At 74.0% G+C, this 16,945-nt stretch carries 14 protein-coding genes and 1 pseudogene; 8 read left to right on the forward strand and 7 right to left on the reverse strand.

Going from position 1 to position 16,945, the window contains the following annotated elements:
* Window positions 1–7: 7 nt before the first annotated feature.
* A complete protein-coding gene (locus tag A8713_RS24955; protein WP_064535795.1) occupies window positions 8–2,287 on the forward strand; it encodes a bifunctional salicylyl-CoA 5-hydroxylase/oxidoreductase in 2,280 nt (759 codons plus the stop codon).
* A 12-nt stretch (window positions 2,288–2,299) separates the two neighbouring features.
* Here A8713_RS24955 and A8713_RS24960 read toward each other — a convergent pair whose 3' ends face one another.
* The gene (locus A8713_RS24960) at window positions 2,300–3,124 is read right to left on the reverse strand and encodes a PaaX family transcriptional regulator (RefSeq protein WP_064535796.1); all 825 of its coding nucleotides are present in this window, start codon (window positions 3,122–3,124) and stop codon (window positions 2,300–2,302) included.
* Window positions 3,125–3,139: 15 nt separating this feature from the next.
* A complete protein-coding gene (locus A8713_RS24965) occupies window positions 3,140–4,858 on the reverse strand; it encodes an AMP-binding protein (RefSeq protein ID WP_237305450.1) in 1,719 nt (572 codons plus the stop codon).
* Window positions 4,859–4,982: 124 nt separating this feature from the next.
* Here A8713_RS24965 and A8713_RS24970 point away from each other — a divergent pair, with 124 nt between their 5' ends.
* From A8713_RS24970 to A8713_RS24990, 5 genes are all read left to right on the forward strand, one after another.
* A complete protein-coding gene (locus A8713_RS24970) occupies window positions 4,983–6,212 on the forward strand; it encodes an acyl-CoA dehydrogenase family protein (RefSeq protein ID WP_064535797.1) in 1,230 nt (409 codons plus the stop codon).
* Complete coding sequence (locus tag A8713_RS24975) at window positions 6,209–6,607, forward strand: RidA family protein (RefSeq protein ID WP_037889271.1); 399 nt, start codon at window positions 6,209–6,211, stop codon at window positions 6,605–6,607. Before A8713_RS24970 ends, A8713_RS24975 begins: the two co-directional genes overlap by 4 nt.
* A gap of 112 nt (window positions 6,608–6,719) precedes the next feature.
* A complete protein-coding gene (locus A8713_RS24980; protein WP_064535798.1) occupies window positions 6,720–7,172 on the forward strand; it encodes a DUF6299 family protein in 453 nt (150 codons plus the stop codon).
* Window positions 7,173–7,335: 163 nt separating this feature from the next.
* Window positions 7,336–8,304 (forward strand): ATP-grasp domain-containing protein, encoded by a 969-nt coding sequence (locus A8713_RS24985; RefSeq protein WP_064535799.1) that lies wholly within the window; start codon window positions 7,336–7,338, stop codon window positions 8,302–8,304.
* Window positions 8,301–9,161, forward strand: coding sequence for an ATP-grasp domain-containing protein (locus A8713_RS24990; RefSeq protein ID WP_064535800.1), 861 nt, complete (start codon window positions 8,301–8,303; stop codon window positions 9,159–9,161). Before A8713_RS24985 ends, A8713_RS24990 begins: the two co-directional genes overlap by 4 nt.
* Here the strand turns inward: A8713_RS24990 and A8713_RS24995 are convergent.
* Window positions 9,158–9,991 (reverse strand): helix-turn-helix transcriptional regulator, encoded by an 834-nt coding sequence (locus A8713_RS24995; protein ID WP_237305451.1) that lies wholly within the window; start codon window positions 9,989–9,991, stop codon window positions 9,158–9,160. The two genes, A8713_RS24990 and A8713_RS24995, sit on opposite strands and share 4 nt — an antisense overlap.
* 103 nt (window positions 9,992–10,094) lie before the next feature.
* On the opposite strand from A8713_RS24995, the gene A8713_RS25000 reads away from it, so the two are divergent.
* Entirely contained in the window at window positions 10,095–11,297 is a 1,203-nt protein-coding gene (locus tag A8713_RS25000) for an MFS transporter (protein WP_079159122.1), read from the forward strand.
* A 199-nt stretch (window positions 11,298–11,496) separates the two neighbouring features.
* Here the strand turns inward: A8713_RS25000 and A8713_RS25005 are convergent.
* Together A8713_RS25005 and A8713_RS25010 are read right to left on the reverse strand one after the other, a co-directional pair.
* A pseudogene (locus A8713_RS25005) lies at window positions 11,497–12,033 on the reverse strand (nucleotide triphosphate diphosphatase NUDT15); the annotation flags it as partial.
* Window positions 12,034–12,167: 134 nt separating this feature from the next.
* Entirely contained in the window at window positions 12,168–13,424 is a 1,257-nt protein-coding gene (locus A8713_RS25010) for an MFS transporter (RefSeq protein WP_064535804.1), read from the reverse strand.
* Window positions 13,425–13,549: 125 nt separating this feature from the next.
* On the opposite strand from A8713_RS25010, the gene A8713_RS25015 reads away from it, so the two are divergent.
* Entirely contained in the window at window positions 13,550–14,434 is an 885-nt protein-coding gene (locus A8713_RS25015) for a LysR family transcriptional regulator (RefSeq protein ID WP_064535805.1), read from the forward strand.
* Window positions 14,435–14,550: 116 nt separating this feature from the next.
* Here A8713_RS25015 and A8713_RS25020 read toward each other — a convergent pair whose 3' ends face one another.
* Together A8713_RS25020 and A8713_RS25025 are read right to left on the reverse strand one after the other, a co-directional pair.
* Window positions 14,551–14,883 (reverse strand): glyoxalase superfamily protein, encoded by a 333-nt coding sequence (locus A8713_RS25020; RefSeq protein ID WP_064537703.1) that lies wholly within the window; start codon window positions 14,881–14,883, stop codon window positions 14,551–14,553.
* A 177-nt stretch (window positions 14,884–15,060) separates the two neighbouring features.
* A complete protein-coding gene (locus A8713_RS25025; protein ID WP_018564444.1) occupies window positions 15,061–16,590 on the reverse strand; it encodes a helix-turn-helix domain-containing protein in 1,530 nt (509 codons plus the stop codon).
* Window positions 16,591–16,945 lie beyond the last annotated feature (355 nt).

Here is a 16,945-nt window from a genome sequence, read left to right on the forward strand (position 1 = left end):
GCGGGCGATGACCGCTGCGAGGCGGGTCGCCGTCATCGGCGGCGGACCCGGCGGGCTCTGTACGGCGGCCCTGCTGAAACGGCTCGATCCGGCCCGCGAGATCACCCTCTGGGAGCGCAACGCCCCCGACGACACCTTCGGCTTCGGCGTCGTGCTCTCCGACGAGACCCTCGGCGGCATCGAACACGCCGACCCGGCCGTCCACCGCTCGCTCCAGCGGGAGTTCGTCCGCTGGGACGCCATCGACATCGTCCACCGGGGCACCCGGCACACCTCCGGCGGCCACGGCTTCGCCGCGCTCGGCCGGCACCGCCTGCTGCGGATCCTGCACGAACGCTGCCGCGAACTCGGCGTCGACCTGCGCTTCCGCACCCCGGCCCCGGACACCGGCCGGCTGACGCGCGAGTACGACCTCGTCGTCGCCGCCGACGGGGTGCACAGCGCCGTCCGCACCGCCCACGCCGACGTGTTCCGGCCCCGGATCACCGGCCACCGCTGCCGCTACATCTGGCTCGCCGCCGACTTCGCCTTCGACGCGTTCCGCTTCGAGATCGCCGAGACCGAGCACGGTGTGATGCAGCTGCACGGCTACCCCTACGCGGCGGACGCGTCCACCGTGATCGTCGAGATGCGCGAAGAGGTGTGGCGGGCCGCCGGGTTCGACGCCCTGGACGAGCAGGGCTCCGTCGAGCGCTGCGCCAAGATCTTCGCCGAAGCGCTCGGCGGACGCCCGCTGCGCTCGCGCGACTCGGCCTGGACCACCTTCCGCACGGTGGTCAACGAGCGCTGGTCGCACGGCAATCTGGTGCTGCTCGGCGACGCCGCGCACACCGCCCACTTCTCCATCGGCTCCGGCACCAAACTCGCCGTCGAGGACGCCCTCTCCCTCACTGCCTGCCTCACCGGACAACTCACGCTCGAACAGGCGTTGACGGCCTACGAGCAGGAGCGCGCCCCGGTCGTCGCCTCCACCCAGCGCGCCGCGCGGGCCAGCCTGGAGTGGTTCGAGAACCTCGCCCTGTACCTCGACCGGCCGCCCCGCCAGTTCGCCTTCAACCTGCTCACCCGCAGCCGCCGCGTCACCCACGGCAACCTCCGGCTGCGCGACGCCGCCTTCACCGAGTCCGTGGAGCGCGAGTTCGGCTGCCCGCCCGGCACACCCCCGATGTTCACCCCGTTCCGGCTGCGCGGGCTGACCCTGCGCAACCGGGTCGTCGTCTCGCCGATGGACATGTACTCCGCGGTCGACGGCGTGCCCGGCGACTTCCACCTGGTGCACCTGGGCGCCCGCGCCCTGGGCGGCGCGGGCCTGGTGATGACCGAGATGGTGTGCGTAAGCCCCGAGGGGCGGATCACCCCCGGCTGCGCCGGCCTGTGGACCGGACGGCAGACCGAGTCCTGGCGGCGGATCACCGACTTCGTGCACCGGCAGGCGCCCGGCACCGCGATCGGCGTCCAGCTCGGCCACAGCGGACGCAAGGGCTCGACCCGGCTGATGTGGGAGGGCATGGACGAGCCGCTGCCCGAGGGCAACTGGCCGCTGGTGGCCGCCTCCCCGCTGCCGTACACGCCCCGGAGCCAGGTCCCCCGGCAGCTCACCCGGGCCCAGCTCACCGATGTCCGCGAGCAGTTCACCTCCGCCGCCTGGCGCGCCGCGCGGGCCGGCTTCGACCTGCTCGAACTGCACTGCGCCCACGGCTATCTGCTCTCCGGCTTCCTCTCACCGCTGACCAACCACCGCACCGACGCCTACGGCGGCTCCCTGGACAAACGGCTGCGCTTCCCGCTGGAGGTCTTCGACGCGGTGCGCGCGGTGTGGCCCGAGGAGCGGCCCATGACCGTACGCGTCTCCGCCACCGACTGGGCCGAGGGCGGCACCGGGGCCGAGGACGCCGTGGCCATCGCCCGCGCCTTCGCCGCGCACGGCGCCGACGCCGTCGACGTCTCCACCGGACAGGTGGTCGCCGACGAGCGGCCCGAGTTCGGGCGGTCGTACCAGACGCCCTTCGCCGACCGCATCCGCAACGAGGCGAAGGTCCCGGTGATCGCGGTCGGCGCGATCTCCTCCTGGGACGACGTCAACTCCCTGATCCTGGCCGGGCGCACGGACCTGTGCGCGCTGGCCCGCCCGCATCTGTACGACCCGCACTGGACCCTGCACGCCGCCGCCGAACAGGGCTACCAGGGCCCCGGCGCCGTCTGGCCCGCCCCCTACCGCGCGGGCAGCAGACCCCCGCGCACCGGCCGCGCGGACGACCCCAAGTCACGCATCAGGCCGGGCGGTTGACGAGGCCCGTCCTCAGGCCAGATCGGCGAACTCGGCGCCCGCGTCCCGCAGCCGCTCGTGCAGAGCCCGGAAGACGGCGGCCGAGCGGGCGCCGGGCCAGCCGGCCGGGAGCAGCCGGGCCGGCAGACCCGGGTCGGTGTAGGGCAGATGGCGCCAGGAGTCCAGGGCGAGGAGGTAGTCGCGGTACGCCTCCTCGGGCGGGGTGTCCGCCCGCCGCTCCCACGCCCGCAGCACGCCCGCGTGCCGGTCCAGGAACGCCTCGTGCTCCGCGGCGATCGCCGCCAGGTCCCACCAGCGGCCCACCGCCTCGGCGGTCGGTGCGAACCCCAGGTGCTCGCCGCGGAAGAAGTCCACGTACGCGTCCAGCCGCAGCCGCCGCAGCGTGTGCCGGGTCTCCTCGTGCAGCCGGGCCGGGGCGATCCACACGCCCGGCGCCGCCGTGCCGAAGCCGAGCCCGGCCAGCCGCGAGCGCAGCACATGGCGCTTCTGCCGCTCCGACTCCGGTACGGAGAACACCGCCAGCACCCAGCCCGCGTCGTCCGGCGGCGCGTCGGCGTACACGCGGCGGTCGCCGTCCTCCAGCAACTGCCTTGCCTGTGGCGAGAGTTCGTAGCCCGCCGCGCCCTGCGCGGTGCGCGCGGGGAGCAGCAGCCCGCGGCGCTTGAGCCGGGACACCGAGGAGCGCACGGACGGCGCGTCCACCCCGACAGCGGCCAGCAGCCGGATCAGTTCGGCGACCGGCACCGGGCCGGGCGCGAAGCGGCCGTACGCCCCGTAGAGCGTGACGATGAGGGACCTCGGGGCATGCGGTACGGGCTGCTCGGACACGTTGATCATTTTAGGTCGTGGCTGTCACCGCTGGTCACCGGCGTCCGGGTCGGCGTCCGCGGCCCCGCCGGTGGCCGTGCGCAGCCGGAAGCGCTGGAGCTTGCCGGTGGCCGTGCGCGGCAGCGCGTCCAGGAACACGATCTCGCGCGGGCACTTGTACGGCGCCAGCTCGGACTTGACGAAGGCGCGCAGCGCCTCCGCGTCCCGGGGCGCCCCCCGCCGCAGCACGGCGTAGGCCACCACGACCTCGCCACGCGCGTCGTCGGGCCGTCCCACGACCGCCGCCTCGACCACGTCCGGGTGGCGCAGCAGGGCGTCCTCGACCTCCGGCCCGGCGATGTTGTACCCGGCCGAGATGATCATGTCGTCGGCGCGGGCGACGTAGCGGAAGTACCCGTCGGAGTCGCGGACATAGGTGTCCCCGGTGAGGTTCCAGCCGTCGCGCACGTACGCGTGCTGCCGCGGGTCCGCCAGATAGCGGCAGCCGACGGGCCCCTGGACGGCGAGCAGTCCCGGCTCCCCGTCGGGCACCGGCCGGCCGTACTCGTCCTGCACGCGCGCGTGCCACCCCGGTACGGGCAGTCCGGTCGCGCCGGGTCTGATGTCGTCGTCGGCGGCCGAGACGAAGATGTGCAGCAGCTCGGTGGCGCCGATGCCGTTGATGATGCGCAGGCCGGTGTGCTCGTGCCAGGCGTGCCAGGTGGCCGCGGGCAGGTTCTCGCCCGCCGACACGCAGCGGCGCAGCGAGGAGAGGTCCTGGGTGCCGAGCCGGTCGAGCATCGTGCGGTAGGCGGTGGGGGCGGTGAACAGCACGGACACCCGGTGCTCGGTGACGGCCGCGAGCAACTGCTCGGGACGGCCCTGTTCGAGCAGCAGGGCGCTGGCGCCCGCCCGCAGCGGGAAGACCACCAGACCGCCGAGGCCGAAGGTGAACCCGAGCGGGGGGCTGCCCGCGAACACGTCGTCCGCGCGCGGCCTGAGCACATGCCGGGAGAAGGTGTCCGCGATGGCCAGGACGTCCCGGTGGAAGTGCACACAGCCCTTGGGCCGCCCGGTCGTGCCGGAGGTGAAGGCGATGAGCGCCACGTCGTCGGCGGCGGTGTCCACCGCCCGGAAGGGCACCTCGGACACGGCGCGGCGCAGCAGGTCGTCGGGCGCGTCCCCGCCGTACGCGGTGATCGAGAGCCCGGGGACCTCCGCCTTGACCAGGTCGTCGACGGCCCGTACGTCGCACAGCGCGTGCCGGACCCGGGCGATCTCGCAGATCGTGCGCAGTTCGTGGGCCCGCTGCTGGGCGAGCACGGTGACGGCGACGGCGCCCGCCTTGAGGACGGCGAGCCAGCAGGCGGCCAGCCAGGGCGTGGTCGGCCCGCGCAGCAGCACCCGGTTGCCGGGCACCACACCGAGGTCGGCGGTGAGGATCCGCGCGACGCGGTCGACGTGGGCGCGCAGGTCGGCGTACGTCCAGACCGCTCCCGCGGGGGTGCGGAACACCGGGTGCGTGCCGGGGGTGCCGGCCGGGTGGAGGAGTTCGGCGGCGCAGTTCAGCCGGTCCGGGTAGCGCAGCTCCGGCAGTTCGAAGCGCAGCCGCGGCCACTGGTCCGGGGGCGGCAGATGGTCGCGCGCGAAGGTGTCGACGTGGGCCGAGGGAACCGGCGGCCGCAGGCCGCCCCCGGCACCGGCGGACTCGGTCTCCCCGATGTCCGCCCTGGCGTCGTCCCAGCTGGGATCCGTCGGGTTCATGGCGGTTCGCCCCCTTGTCGTGGTGGGCTCGCACAGGGAGCGTATCGTGTTGATGACGACAGTCAACGGGGCGCGATACGGTGGCCGTGGACCCCGGTCGCCCCGGGGGAGGGAGGACCGGCGAATGCCCGCATTCTCGCTCGAACCGGACCGGATCGCCTGGTGTGCCGAACTGCGCGCACAGGCCGCCGGCCGGCTGCGGCCCCTCGCGGAGAAGGGCGAGCCGGGCCGTGTCAACCGCCCGCTCCTCGCCGAGCTGGGCCGCCTCGGCTTACTCGAACGCCTGTTCACTTCTGGCGCGCTGGACCTCTGCCTGATGCGCGAGTCCCTCGCCCGGAGCTGCACCGAGGCCGAGACCGCCCTCGCCCTCCAGGGCCTGGGCGCCCACCCGGTCCACGCCCACGGCACCCCGGCCCAGCGCGCCCGCTGGCTGCCCGCGGTGGCGGCGGGCGAGGCGGTGGCGGCGTTCGCGCTGAGCGAGCCGGGCGCGGGCTCGGACGCGGCGGCCCTGGCCCTGCGCGCCGCACCGGAGTCGGACGCCGCACCGGAGTCGGACGGCCGGTGGGAGGAGCGCGGGACCGCCGCCCCGGACGGCACCGGCGGGTCCCTCGCCGCCCGCCCCGACGGCCCCCGCCGCTGGCGGCTCACCGGGACCAAGTGCTGGATCTCCAACGCCCCCGAGGCCGACCTCTACACCGTCTTCGCCCGCACCACGCCCGGCGCCGGCGCCCGGGGCGTGACCGCGTTCCTGGTCCCGGCCGACCGCCCCGGACTCACCGGCAGCGCCCTGGAGATGCTCTCCCCGCACCCCATCGGCACGCTCGACTTCGACGGCGTCCCCGTCACCGGCGACGACGTGCTCGGCGAGCCGGACCGGGGGTTCCGCGTCGCGATGGGCACCCTCAACCTCTTCCGGCCCAGCGTCGGCGCGTTCGCCGTCGGCATGGCGCAGGCGGCGCTGGAGGCGACCGTGGCGCACACCGCGCGGCGCGACGCCTTCGGCGGCAGGCTGAGCGACCTCCAGACCGTCGCCCACCGGGTGGCCGAGATGTCCCTGCGCACGGAGGCGGCCCGCCTGATGGTGTACGCGGCGGCCACCGCGTACGACGCCGGGGACCCGGACGTGCCCCGGCGCTCGGCCATGGCCAAACTCCTCGCCACCGAGACCGCGCAGTACGTCGTCGACGCGGCCGTCCAGCTGCACGGCGCCCGCGCCCTGTGCCGCGGCCACCTCCTCGAACACCTCTACCGCGAGGTGCGCGCGCCCCGGATCTACGAGGGCGCCAGCGAGGTCCAGCGCTCGATCATCGCCAAGGAGACCTACGCCCGGCTCACGACCGAGGAGGCCCCGTGACCGTCCGGCGCGTCAACCCGCCCGAGCTGTCCCCGCCCACCGGCTTCTCGCACGCCGTCGTCGCCACCGGCTCCCGTGTGGTGTTCCTGGCCGGGCAGACCGCGCTGGACGCGGACGGCAAGGTGACCGGCACCACCCTGCCCGAGCAGTTCGCGACGGCCCTGACCAACCTCCTCACCGCCCTGCGCGCCGCCGGCGGCACCCCCGCCGACCTCGCCCGCGTCACCGTCTACGCCACCGACGTCGCCGCCTACCGCGCCCACGCGCCCGCCCTGGGCCGCCTCTGGCGCGAACTGGCGGGCCGCGACTACCCGGCGATGGCGGTCGTACAGGTCGTACGCCTGTGGGACGAGGAGGCGATGGTGGAGATCGACGGTCTCGCGGTCCTCGCCTGACGCCACAGGGGCGCGGACTCGCCACCGAAGGGGTGAGGATCACGGCGGAACGCCGGGCCGCCGGGTACCAGTGGAGGCCACCGTTCCGCTCACCCGCCCCGGGAGGCACCCGATGTCCCTCACCCCGGTACGACCTCTGCTCGGCGCCCTCGGACTGGCCGCCGCCGCGCTGCTCCTGAGCGCACCGCACGCGGCGACGGCCGCGGACGGCACCGACACCGGCACCGACACCGTCACCGTCGACCCGACCGCCCGCCTGGCCGCCGACGGCACCGTGACGCTCTCCGGCACCTACCGCTGCACCGGCGCCGACGGCCCGGTCTTCGTCAGCTCCGCCCTCAGCAGAAACGACTCACCCACCGGCTACGGCATCGGCGGCACCCACGCGGTCTGCGACGGCGCCCGGCACACCTGGTCCAACACGGGCACCCCCGCGGACGCCCTGGACCCGGGCGCGGCCCGCGTCGAGGCCACCGTCATGGAACTCACCACCCAGGGCGGGCTGCCGCTGATGCCCCGCTTCCACGCGGTCGGACAGCAGGACGTCACCCTGACCCGCGTCTGAGCCCCGGCCGCACCACGGCACGGCGGCCTCCCCGGCCGCCCGCGCACCCGGGCGGGGAAGCCGCCACCCGCCCGCCTGACGGTCCATGACATCCTGTGTCGCCACAGGACGTCACAGGGCGCCGGCGACAAGGGCCGGCGCCCGGCGGTTACGGGGAAGATCGATGAAGCTCTGCTTTCTGGTGGAGGAGCAGTACCGCCGCGACGGCATGCCGGTCGAGGTGATCCGCCGGCTGACCTCCTGGGGACACCAGGTGGACGTGGTGCGGCCGGGCGGCTCCCTGCTGGACATGACGGAGGAACTGCGCACCGGCGCCCACGACGCCTGGGTGCTCAAGACGGTCTCCGGCGGCCCGGGACTCACCCTGCTCGAAGCCGCGGCGGCCGCCGGGACGACCACCGTCAACGACGCCCGCTCCATACGCGGCGTACGCGACAAGGCGCTCGCCGCCGCCATCGGCCGCAGCCGCGGACTCCCGCTGCCCCGGACGTACGCGGCGGCCCGCCCCGAACTGCTCGCCGAGATACCGCCGTCCGAGTACCCGCTCGTCGTCAAGCCCGCCGACGGCAGCTCGGGCCGGGCGGTGCACCTGGTCCCCGCACCGGACCGGCTCGCCGCGCTCCTGCCCGAACTGGCCGGTGAGGGCCTGCTCATCGCCCAGCCGTACGTGCCCAACCCGGGCACCGACGTCAAGGTGTACAGCGTCGCCGGTGAGCTGTACGCGACCGAGCGCCGCTCCCCGCTCCACCCCGAACACGCCCTGCGCGAACGCCGCGTACCCCTCTCGGCGGAGGTCGCCGCGCTGGCCGCCCGCGTCGGCGCCGTCTACGGCCTCGACCTGTACGGCGTGGACGTGGTGCTCGGCCCCGACGGTCCCGTGGTCGTCGACGTGAACGACTTCCCGAGCTTCCGCCAGGTCCCCGACGCGGTGTCCCGCGTCGCCCGCGCCGTACTCGAACTGGCCGCCCGCACGGACACCCCGGCCCCCGCGCCCGCGCCGGGACTCGACGCCGTCCCGGGCCCCGACGCCGGTCCCGCGGCGCAGCGGACGGAGCCGCCCGCGCCCGCGCTGCCGGTGACGCTGCCCCACCTGCCCGGACAGGTCCCCGTCACGGTGGGCGAGACCGCATGAGGATCGGCCTGGTCACCGCGGACCCCGGCCACCCCCTGCTGGCCGACGCGACCGCGCTGCTCACCCCCGCACACCAGGTGGACGTCCTGCACCCGGAGACGGCCGACGCCGCCGGGCCGCTCGCCGACGTCTACCTCCTCAAGGCGCGCACACCCGGCGCCCTCCGTCTCGCCCGCGCGCTGGAGCGGCGCGGCGCGCCCGTGGTCAACTCGGCCGCGGCGACGGCGCTGTGCCAGGACCGCACGGCCATGGCCGAGCACGCCCGGCGCGCCGGACTGCCCTTCGCGGCCACCCGCACCCTCGCCGCGCTCGCCGAACTGGCCGCCGGGCCACCGCCGTCCGCGCCCGTGGTGATCAAGAGCCGGCACAGCAGGCGGCACGATCTGGTGGCCCGCGTCGACGGCGCCGCACCACTGGCCCGGCTCGCCGCCGCGCACCCGCGAGAACCGGTCGTCGTCCAGGACTTCGCGCCCAACAACGGCTGGGACCACAAACTCTGGGTGGTGGGCGGCCGCCTCTTCGCCGCCCTGCGCCGCTCCGAACTCTCCCCCGAGGGGCGGGGCCCCACCGTGCCGCTCGCCGCTGACGCCCTGCCGCCCGGCTGGGCCGCCCTCGCCCACCGGGTCGGCGAGGTCTTCGCCCTGGAGGTCTACGGCGTCGACATCATCGACCGCGGCGACGGCACCGCCCTGATCGTCGACATCAACGCCTTCCCCGGAGCCCGCGGCCAGGCGGGCGCCCCCGAGGCACTGGCGGCCCTGGCCCTGTCCGCGGCCACCACGGCACGGCGGCGGCCGGTCACCGGCACCGCCCCCGGGAGCACCTTGCTCCCGGCACGCCCCGGGGACAGGTCCTAGAGCAGCGCCTCCTGCGGGGACTCGGCGACCAGCCGGGCCAGCGACCGCTCGTCCGCCTCGGACGCGGGCATGAACACCACCAGGTGCTGGCCGGGCGCCTCCGCCACGTCCAGTTTGGTGTAGTTGAGATCCAGCCGCCCGGCCGTCGGATGGCTGAAGCGCTTCATGGTCGGCCGGAACGCCCGTACCGGATGCTCGGACCACAGGGCGCGGAACTGGCTGCTGGACCGGGTCAGCGTGTCGATCAGCGCGGCGGTGCGCGGATCGTCGGGGTGCTGCCCGACGGCGATGCGGAACTGGCCGAGGATGTCGCGCACCTCGTTCTGCCAGTCGACCAGGAGCGACTGCATCTGCGGGCGGGTGAACAGCAGCCAGATGCTGTTGCGTTCCTCCTGCGGCAGCTGTTCCAGACCGCCCACCAGGGAGGCGTAGCCGCGGTTGGCGGCCAGCACGTCCCAGCGGTCGTTGATGACGTGCGCCGGGTTGGGGTCGAGGGTCTGCACCAGCTTGCGCAGGGTCGGGTGGACCGTCGCGGGCCGCGGCGGCTCGACCGGCAGCGCCGTCTCCGCCAGGGTGAACAGGTGCCGCCGCTCGTCCGGGGTGAGCTGGAGGGTCTGGGCGAGCGCCTCCAGGACCTGGCGGCTCACCCGGATGTCCCGGCCCTGCTCCAGCCAGGTGTACCAGGTCAGGCTGACGCCGGAGAGCTGGGCGACCTCCTCGCGGCGCAGCCCCGGGGTGCGGCGGCGCGGTCCTGGGTTCAGCCCGAGCTGTTCGGGGGAGAGTGCTTCCCGTCGGGACCTGAGGAACGCCGCCAGAAGTTCTCGCTGCATGCCGGCCATCCAAGCATCCGCCTTCCGGGCGTGTCCTGGTGGTCATTACACCAGCATGATTGGCCCTCTGTACCCCCATCGCGACAAGCGCCACGCTTCTTGTGTGACTACCGAATCGACCACCACGGGCACGAAGAGCCCCACCACGGCAGCGCCGTCCTGGGGAAGGCCCGTCGCCGTACTCGCCCTCGGCTCCTTCGCCATGGGCACGGACTCCTTCGTCCTGGCCGGCATCCTGCCGCAGATCGCCGACGGTCTGCACGTCTCCACCGGCGCCGCCGGCCAGACCATCACCGCCTTCGCCCTGACCTACGGCCTGGCGGCGCCCTTCCTGGCCGTGCTGACCAGCCGGCTGCCCCGCAAGCCCCTGCTGGCGGTCGCGCTCACCCTGTTCGTCCTCGCCAACCTCGCCTCCGCCGTCGCACCGAATCTGACGCTGCTGCTGGTGGCGCGGGTCGTCGCGGGTCTGGGCGCGGCCCTGTACACGCCCAACGCCTCCGCCGCCGCGGCCGCGCTCGCCGGACCGGCCGCCCGGGGCCGCGCCTTATCAGTGATTCTCGGCGGCCTGACGGTGGGCACCGTCCTCGGCGTCCCCGTCGGCACGGCCATCGGACAGCACGTGTCCTGGGAGGCCAGCCTCGTCTTCGTCGCGGCCGTCGGCGCGCTGGCGCTGCTCGGTGTCCTGGCCGTGCTGCCCGCCCTGCCGATCCCGCCGGCCATCCCGCTCGCGCAGCGGTTCGCGGTGCTGGCCAACCGCCGGGTCGTCGTCATGGTCCTGTTCATGCTGCTGGCCAGCGGCGCCAGCATCATGGTCTACACGTACACCTCGACCGTGCTCGGGGACATCGCCCACATCCACGGCACCGCCCTCGCCACCGCACTGCTCGCCTGGGGCTTCGGCGGCATCTTCGGCTCCTTCGGCAGCGGCTTCCTCACCGACCGCCTGGGCGCGACCCGCACCCTCACCTACGCCGTCGTCCTGCTGGTGGTGACCCTCGCCCTGCTGACGGTCTGCACCTCGATCGTGCCGGTGATCATCGTGATGGCGCTCAACGGCGCCGCCGGCTGGGCCCTGGCCACGCCCAACAACCACCGGCTGACGGAGCTGGTGCCGACGCTGCCCAGCGTCGTCATCTCCTTCAACTCCTCCGGCATCTACCTCGGTCAGGCGCTCGGCGCCGCCCTCGGCGGCATCCTCATCGACCAGGACGTCACCGCCCGCGCACTGTGCCTGACCGGCGTCGCCATCGCCGTGGTCGCCGGTGTCGTCCACCTGCTGGTCCCGCGACCGGCCACCGAGTCCTGACCCGGGCACCGGCCCCGGGACCCGAACCCCGTGCCCCGGAGACCGACCCCCGAACCCCGAGCCCGGAACCCCGGGCCCCGGAGACCGGAACCGGACCCCTGGCGCACGCCGCCGCACTCCTCCCCATCCGCCCCGGCGGGAGCGGGCAGGGTGCGGCGGCGCCGCCGTGTCCGGAGCCGGACGCGGCGGCGCCCGGCGGCTACGGGGTCCGGGCGCCGGGCACGCGCGAGGTGTCCGGCGAGCGCGGCGCGCGGGACGCGTACGGGGTGAAGTGCGCCGGGGTGTGGTCGACGGGCAGACCGGGGCGCCACGCGGTGAGGATCTGCGCGCTGCACACGAACAGGCCGTCGGGCAGCCCGTCCAGCGGATACCAGTCCCAGTCGCCCACCCGCTCGTCCGGCTGGGTGGACGGTGTGCCCGTCCAGGCGTGCACCACCGCGCCCACGGTGATCCGCACCACGTCCTCGACATGGTCGACGAGCGTGCCGAGCAGGGAGACGTCCTCGGTCCCGGCGCGCAGCCCGGTCTCCTCCGCGAGTTCCCGCACCACGGTCTCTTCCAGGGACTCCCCGGGCTCCACGGTGCCGCCCGGCAGTTCGTACGTCCCGTGGCGATGGCGCCCCAGCAGCAGGCCCCGCTCGCCGAGGACGACGGCCCCCACCCCGACGGCCGCGTGCGGCACGGGCGGCCGGTCCGTACGCGGGCGGCTGGAGAGCCGTACGGGCCTGCCGCCCCGATCCTGCACGGCGGGCACGCCGTCCTCGCGGTCATCGACGGACACGGGAACTCCTGCGGGGGGCTCGGCGGATGATCGGGGAGCGTCGGGGCCACCGTACAGAAGCGGGCGGCACAGAAGCGGGCCGTACCGCCTCAGACGGCGGCGGCCGGGCGGCGCCGGGACAGGACGGCGACCGCGCCGAGGAGGACCAGCAGCACGGCGGTGAACCAGGTCAGCACGTCCGGCATGGGCAAGGAGCGCGAGGCCACGCCGACGGCGACGACGGGCACGGCCAGACCGAGGTAGGAGATCAGGAACAGCCCGGCGAGGGCCTCGCTGCGCTTGGCGGGCGTGGCCAGCGCGGCGACCGTGCCGAGGGACGCCTTGAACAGCACGCCCGCGCCGGTCCCGGCGACGACGCCGCCCACGAGGAAGGTGGCCAGGTCGGCGGTGTGCGTGCCGACGACGAGCGTGACCGCGCCGGCCGCCTGGGCGAGCAGCCCGAGTCCGCGCCGGGCGGCGGTGCTCAGCCCGGCGGTGAGGCTCTGCGCGGTGGCCGAGGCGCCGTAGACGGCGAACACGATCAGCCCGGCCAGCGCCCGCGAGGGGTGGTGCAGGGAACCGGCGACGAAGCCCGGGGCCACGGAGGTGAAGAGCCCGAGGACAGCGAAGGACGCGAACCCGGCGGCCGCGGCCGCGGCGTACCGGGCGCGGTCGCCGTCGACCGAGATCCGCTGGGGCCGGTAGGCGGGCCTGACGAGCTGCTCCTCGACCGTCTCGGGCGCCAGCGCCACGGCGGCGATGCTCACCAGCAGCAGTGCGGCGAACACCAGGTACGGGGTGCGCAGCGGACCGCCGGCCCACTGGGCCAGGAGGCCCGAGACGAGCGGACCGACGCCCAGGCCGCCGATGTTGGCCGCGGTAGACACCAGTTCGAAGCGCTGGCTGGAGGCCCCGGGCCGGTGCGCGGCGTGCAGGTCGTGCAGATGGGCCGTCGCCGTGGCGGTGACCATGCCGACGCCGAGACCGGTGACGACCCGGGCGGTCAGCAGGACGGGCAGCGAGGTGCTCGTCATGAAGAGCACGGCGGCGATCAGCTCCAGGCCGATCGCGGCCACGAGCACCTTCTTGCGGCCGACCCAGTCGGATATGTGCCCCGCCAGGACCAGGCTGATCACGACGCCCACCGCGTAGGCGGCGAAGACGACGGTGACCATGAACGTGGAGAAGCCGTCCTTCGCCATGTACAGCGGGTACAGGGGGGTGGGGACGGTGGAGAAGGCCATCGCCGTCAGGAACACGAACGCGATGAGCGAGAACCCGGCACCATGGCGCCGGGAGCCGCCCTTCGTGCCGCCGGACACGGACGCGGCCCGGTGTTCGGGTGCCGCGGAGATCGACTGCGCCATGGGGGAGTGCTCCAGACCTGGGGCGAGCGGGGAGGGTCGGACATCCCACAGCATCGGTCCGCGGCGATCATCTCGTCCAACGAAAGCTGGAGACCGTGACCATCTCTGGATGAGATGATCGAGCCATGGAACTGCGCCAGCTCGCCTGCTTCGTCGCCGTGGCCGACGAGGCGAACTTCACCCGCGCCGCCGCCCGGCTGCACATCGTCCAGTCCGCGGTCTCCAGCACGATCAAGAGCCTCGAACGCGAGCTGGGCGCACCCCTGCTGGACCGCAACTCCAAGCGGGTGCTGCTCACCGACGCCGGTGCCGCGCTGCTCCCGCGCGCACGCGCCGCGCTGCACGCCGCCCAGGAGGCCGCCGACGCGGTCGCCGAGGTCCGCGGCGGGCTGCGCGGCACCCTGCGCCTGGGCACCCTGACCTCGGTCCGGCTGCTCGACCTCCCCGCGCTGCTCGGCGAGTTCCACCGCCGCCACCCCGGCGTGCTGCTCCGGACCAGCGCCGTGCCCACCGGCTCCCAGGGCCTGGTCGAGGCCCTCCTCGACCGCCGTCTCGACCTGGCCTTCGTCTCCCTGCCCGGCCCCTGTCCGGACGGCATCTCGCTGACGCACCTCACCAGTTCGGTGCTCGACCTCGTGGTCCCGGCCGGCCATCCGCTGGCCGGCCGGGGCAGTGTCTCCATCGCCGAGCTGACCGGACTCGACTTCGTGGACTCCCCGTTGGGCTACGGCAACCGCACCGTGGCCGACCGCGCCTTCGCCGCCGCCTCCGTGCCCCGCCGCGTCACCGTCGAGAACACCGACATCGCCACCGGTGCCGACTACGTACGCCACGGCCTGGGCGTGGCCCTCCTGCCCCGCTTCTCCCTCGGCGCCGCCGAGGGCGTCGCCGTCCTCACCGTCCGCGACGCCGACCTCGACTGGCCCCTCTCCCTGGCCGTCCCGAGCGCCCACCGCCCCGGCACCGCGGCCCGCGCGATGATCGAGATGGCCCACGAGCTCCTGAGCTGACGCCTCGTCGGCGCACGATCCGCGGCAGGCGCCGCCCCCCCGTCGCCACGGACCCCGTGGACGCGTACGCGCCCAGCCGCCGACACGGCTTCCGTGCCGCGCGCCGACGGCGGCGGTCATTCCCTCGGCGTGCCGATCCGCAGCCGGTTGCCGTCGGGGTCGCGCAGCTCGATCTCACGCGCCCACGGAGCATCGTCCACCCGCACACCGAACTCGGCGGCGACGGCCTCGACATCACGAACACGGAGGTAGACCAACGTGTCGGGCCGGGCATCGCCCTCGTGCTCGGACAGGAACAGCCGCATGCGGCCCCGGGCGACCTCGACGAACGCGGGGAACCCCGGTTCGAAGCGGTGTTCGGACTGTTGGGCGAAGCCCAGCCGCTCGTACCAGGCGACCGCCGCCGCGGCGTCCTCGACGCGGAGAATGGGAGTGACTTCCTCGTCCATGGGGTCATCGTCGCAGAGCGCGCTTCCGCCGGGGCCGAGGACCGTCGCCTCGGGCGCGGCCCCGCGCCGCACGGCGCCTCGCGCGCCCAGAGTCCCGGAGGCGTCCCACAGATGCCGCCGCACCCCTCCCCGACCCGCCGAGCAGCAGGTCGGACGAGGTGCGGCGGTATCCGCCGATCAGATGTCCCGGAAGATCTCGATCTGCGCCCCGATCGAGTTCAGCCGCTCCGCGAGATCCTCGTAACCGCGGTTGATGACGTACACGTTGCGCAGCACGGACGTGCCCTCGGCGGCCATCATGGCGAGGAGGACGACGACGGCGGGGCGCAGGGCCGGCGGGCACATCATCTCGGCGGCGCGCCAGCGGGTGGGGCCCTCGACCAGGACGCGGTGCGGGTCGAGGAGCTGGAGGCGGCCGCCGAGGCGGTTGAGGTCCGTCAGATAGATGGCGCGGTTGTCGTAGACCCAGTCGTGGATGAGGGTCTTGCCCTGGGCGGTGGCCGCGATGGCGGCGAAGAAGGGCACGTTGTCGATGTTCAGGCCGGGGAACGGCATGGGGTGGATCTTGTCGATCGGCGCCTCCAGCTTGGAGGGCCGGACGGTGAGGTCCACCAGGCGGGTGCGGCCGTTGTCCGCGACGTACTCGGGCGTGCGGTCGTGGTCGAGGCCCATCTCCTCCAGGACCGCCAGTTCGATCTCCAGGAACTCGATCGGGACGCGGCGGACCGTCAGTTCGGACTCCGTGACGACGGCGGCGGCCACCAGGCTCATCGCCTCCACCGGGTCCTCGGAGGGGGAGTAGTCGACGTCGACGTCGATGACGGGCACGCCGTGCACGGTGAGCGTGGTGGTGCCGATGCCCTCCACCCGCACGCCCAGCGCCTCCAGGAAGAAGCACAGGTCCTGGACCATGTAGTTGGAGGAGGCGTTGCGGATGACGGTCACGCCGTCGTGCCGGGCGGCGGCCAGCAGCGCGTTCTCGGTCACCGTGTCCCCGCGCTCGGTCAGCACGATCGGCCGGTCCGGGCGGACGGAGCGGTCGACCACGGCGTGGTACTGCCCCTCCGTCGCGGCCACGTCCAGACCGAACCGGCGCAGCGCGATCATGTGCGGCTCGATGGTGCGCGTACCGAGGTCGCAGCCGCCCGCGTAGGGCAGCTTGAAGCGGTCCAGGCGGTGCAGCAGCGGACCGAGGAACATGATGATGGAGCGGGTGCGGACGGCGGCCTCGGCGTCGATGGTGCCCAGGTCGAGGTCGGCCGGCGGCACGATCTCCAGGTCGGTGCCGTCGTTGATCCAGCGGGTGCGCACGCCGATGGAGCCCAGCACCTCCAGGAGGCGGTAGACCTCCTCGATCCGGGCCACCCGGCGCAGCACCGTGCGACCCTTGTTGAGCAGCGAGGCGCACAGCAGCGCCACGCACGCGTTCTTGCTGGTCTTCACGTCGATGGCGCCGGACAGCCGGCGGCCGCCGACCACCCGCAGATGCATCGGGCCCGCGTAGCCGAGCGAGACGATCTCACTGTCGAGCGCTTCGCCGATCCGGGCGATCATCTCAAGGCTGATGTTCTGATTGCCGCGCTCGATGCGATTGACGGCGCTCTGGCTGGTGCCGAGCGCCTCGGCGAGCTGCGCCTGCGTCCAGCCGCGGTGCTGCCGGGCGTCGCGGATGAGCTTGCCGATGCGTACGAGGTAGTCGTCTGCCATGGGGTTGAGGTTATCTCAGATATGAGATGGCACCTCTCGGGGGGTCCGTTCGGGTGATGTGCCGTCAGTCCGCCCTGCTCACAAGGGTTCCACGTCACTCGAACGGACCCGGCAAATCGCCCGATGTCGTACGACATCCGCTGTTGTGGTGGGTGTGTCGCCGGATTTCGGCGCGGTCGCGCGGCGGGCGGGCCGGGGCGCGTCGGGGCGTGTCCGGACTCCGGAGCGGGCCTGTGGCGCGGGGCGCGCATGACCTTCCGGGTCTCATGTACTAGAGTTATCTCGACATCGAGATATCTGCCGAGGAGCACCACCGCCGTCACCTGGGTAAGGGCTACCTAACTTAGGTCTACCT

This window comes from Streptomyces sp. SAT1 (assembly GCF_001654495.1).
GTDB lineage: Bacteria > Actinomycetota > Actinomycetes > Streptomycetales > Streptomycetaceae > Streptomyces > Streptomyces andamanensis.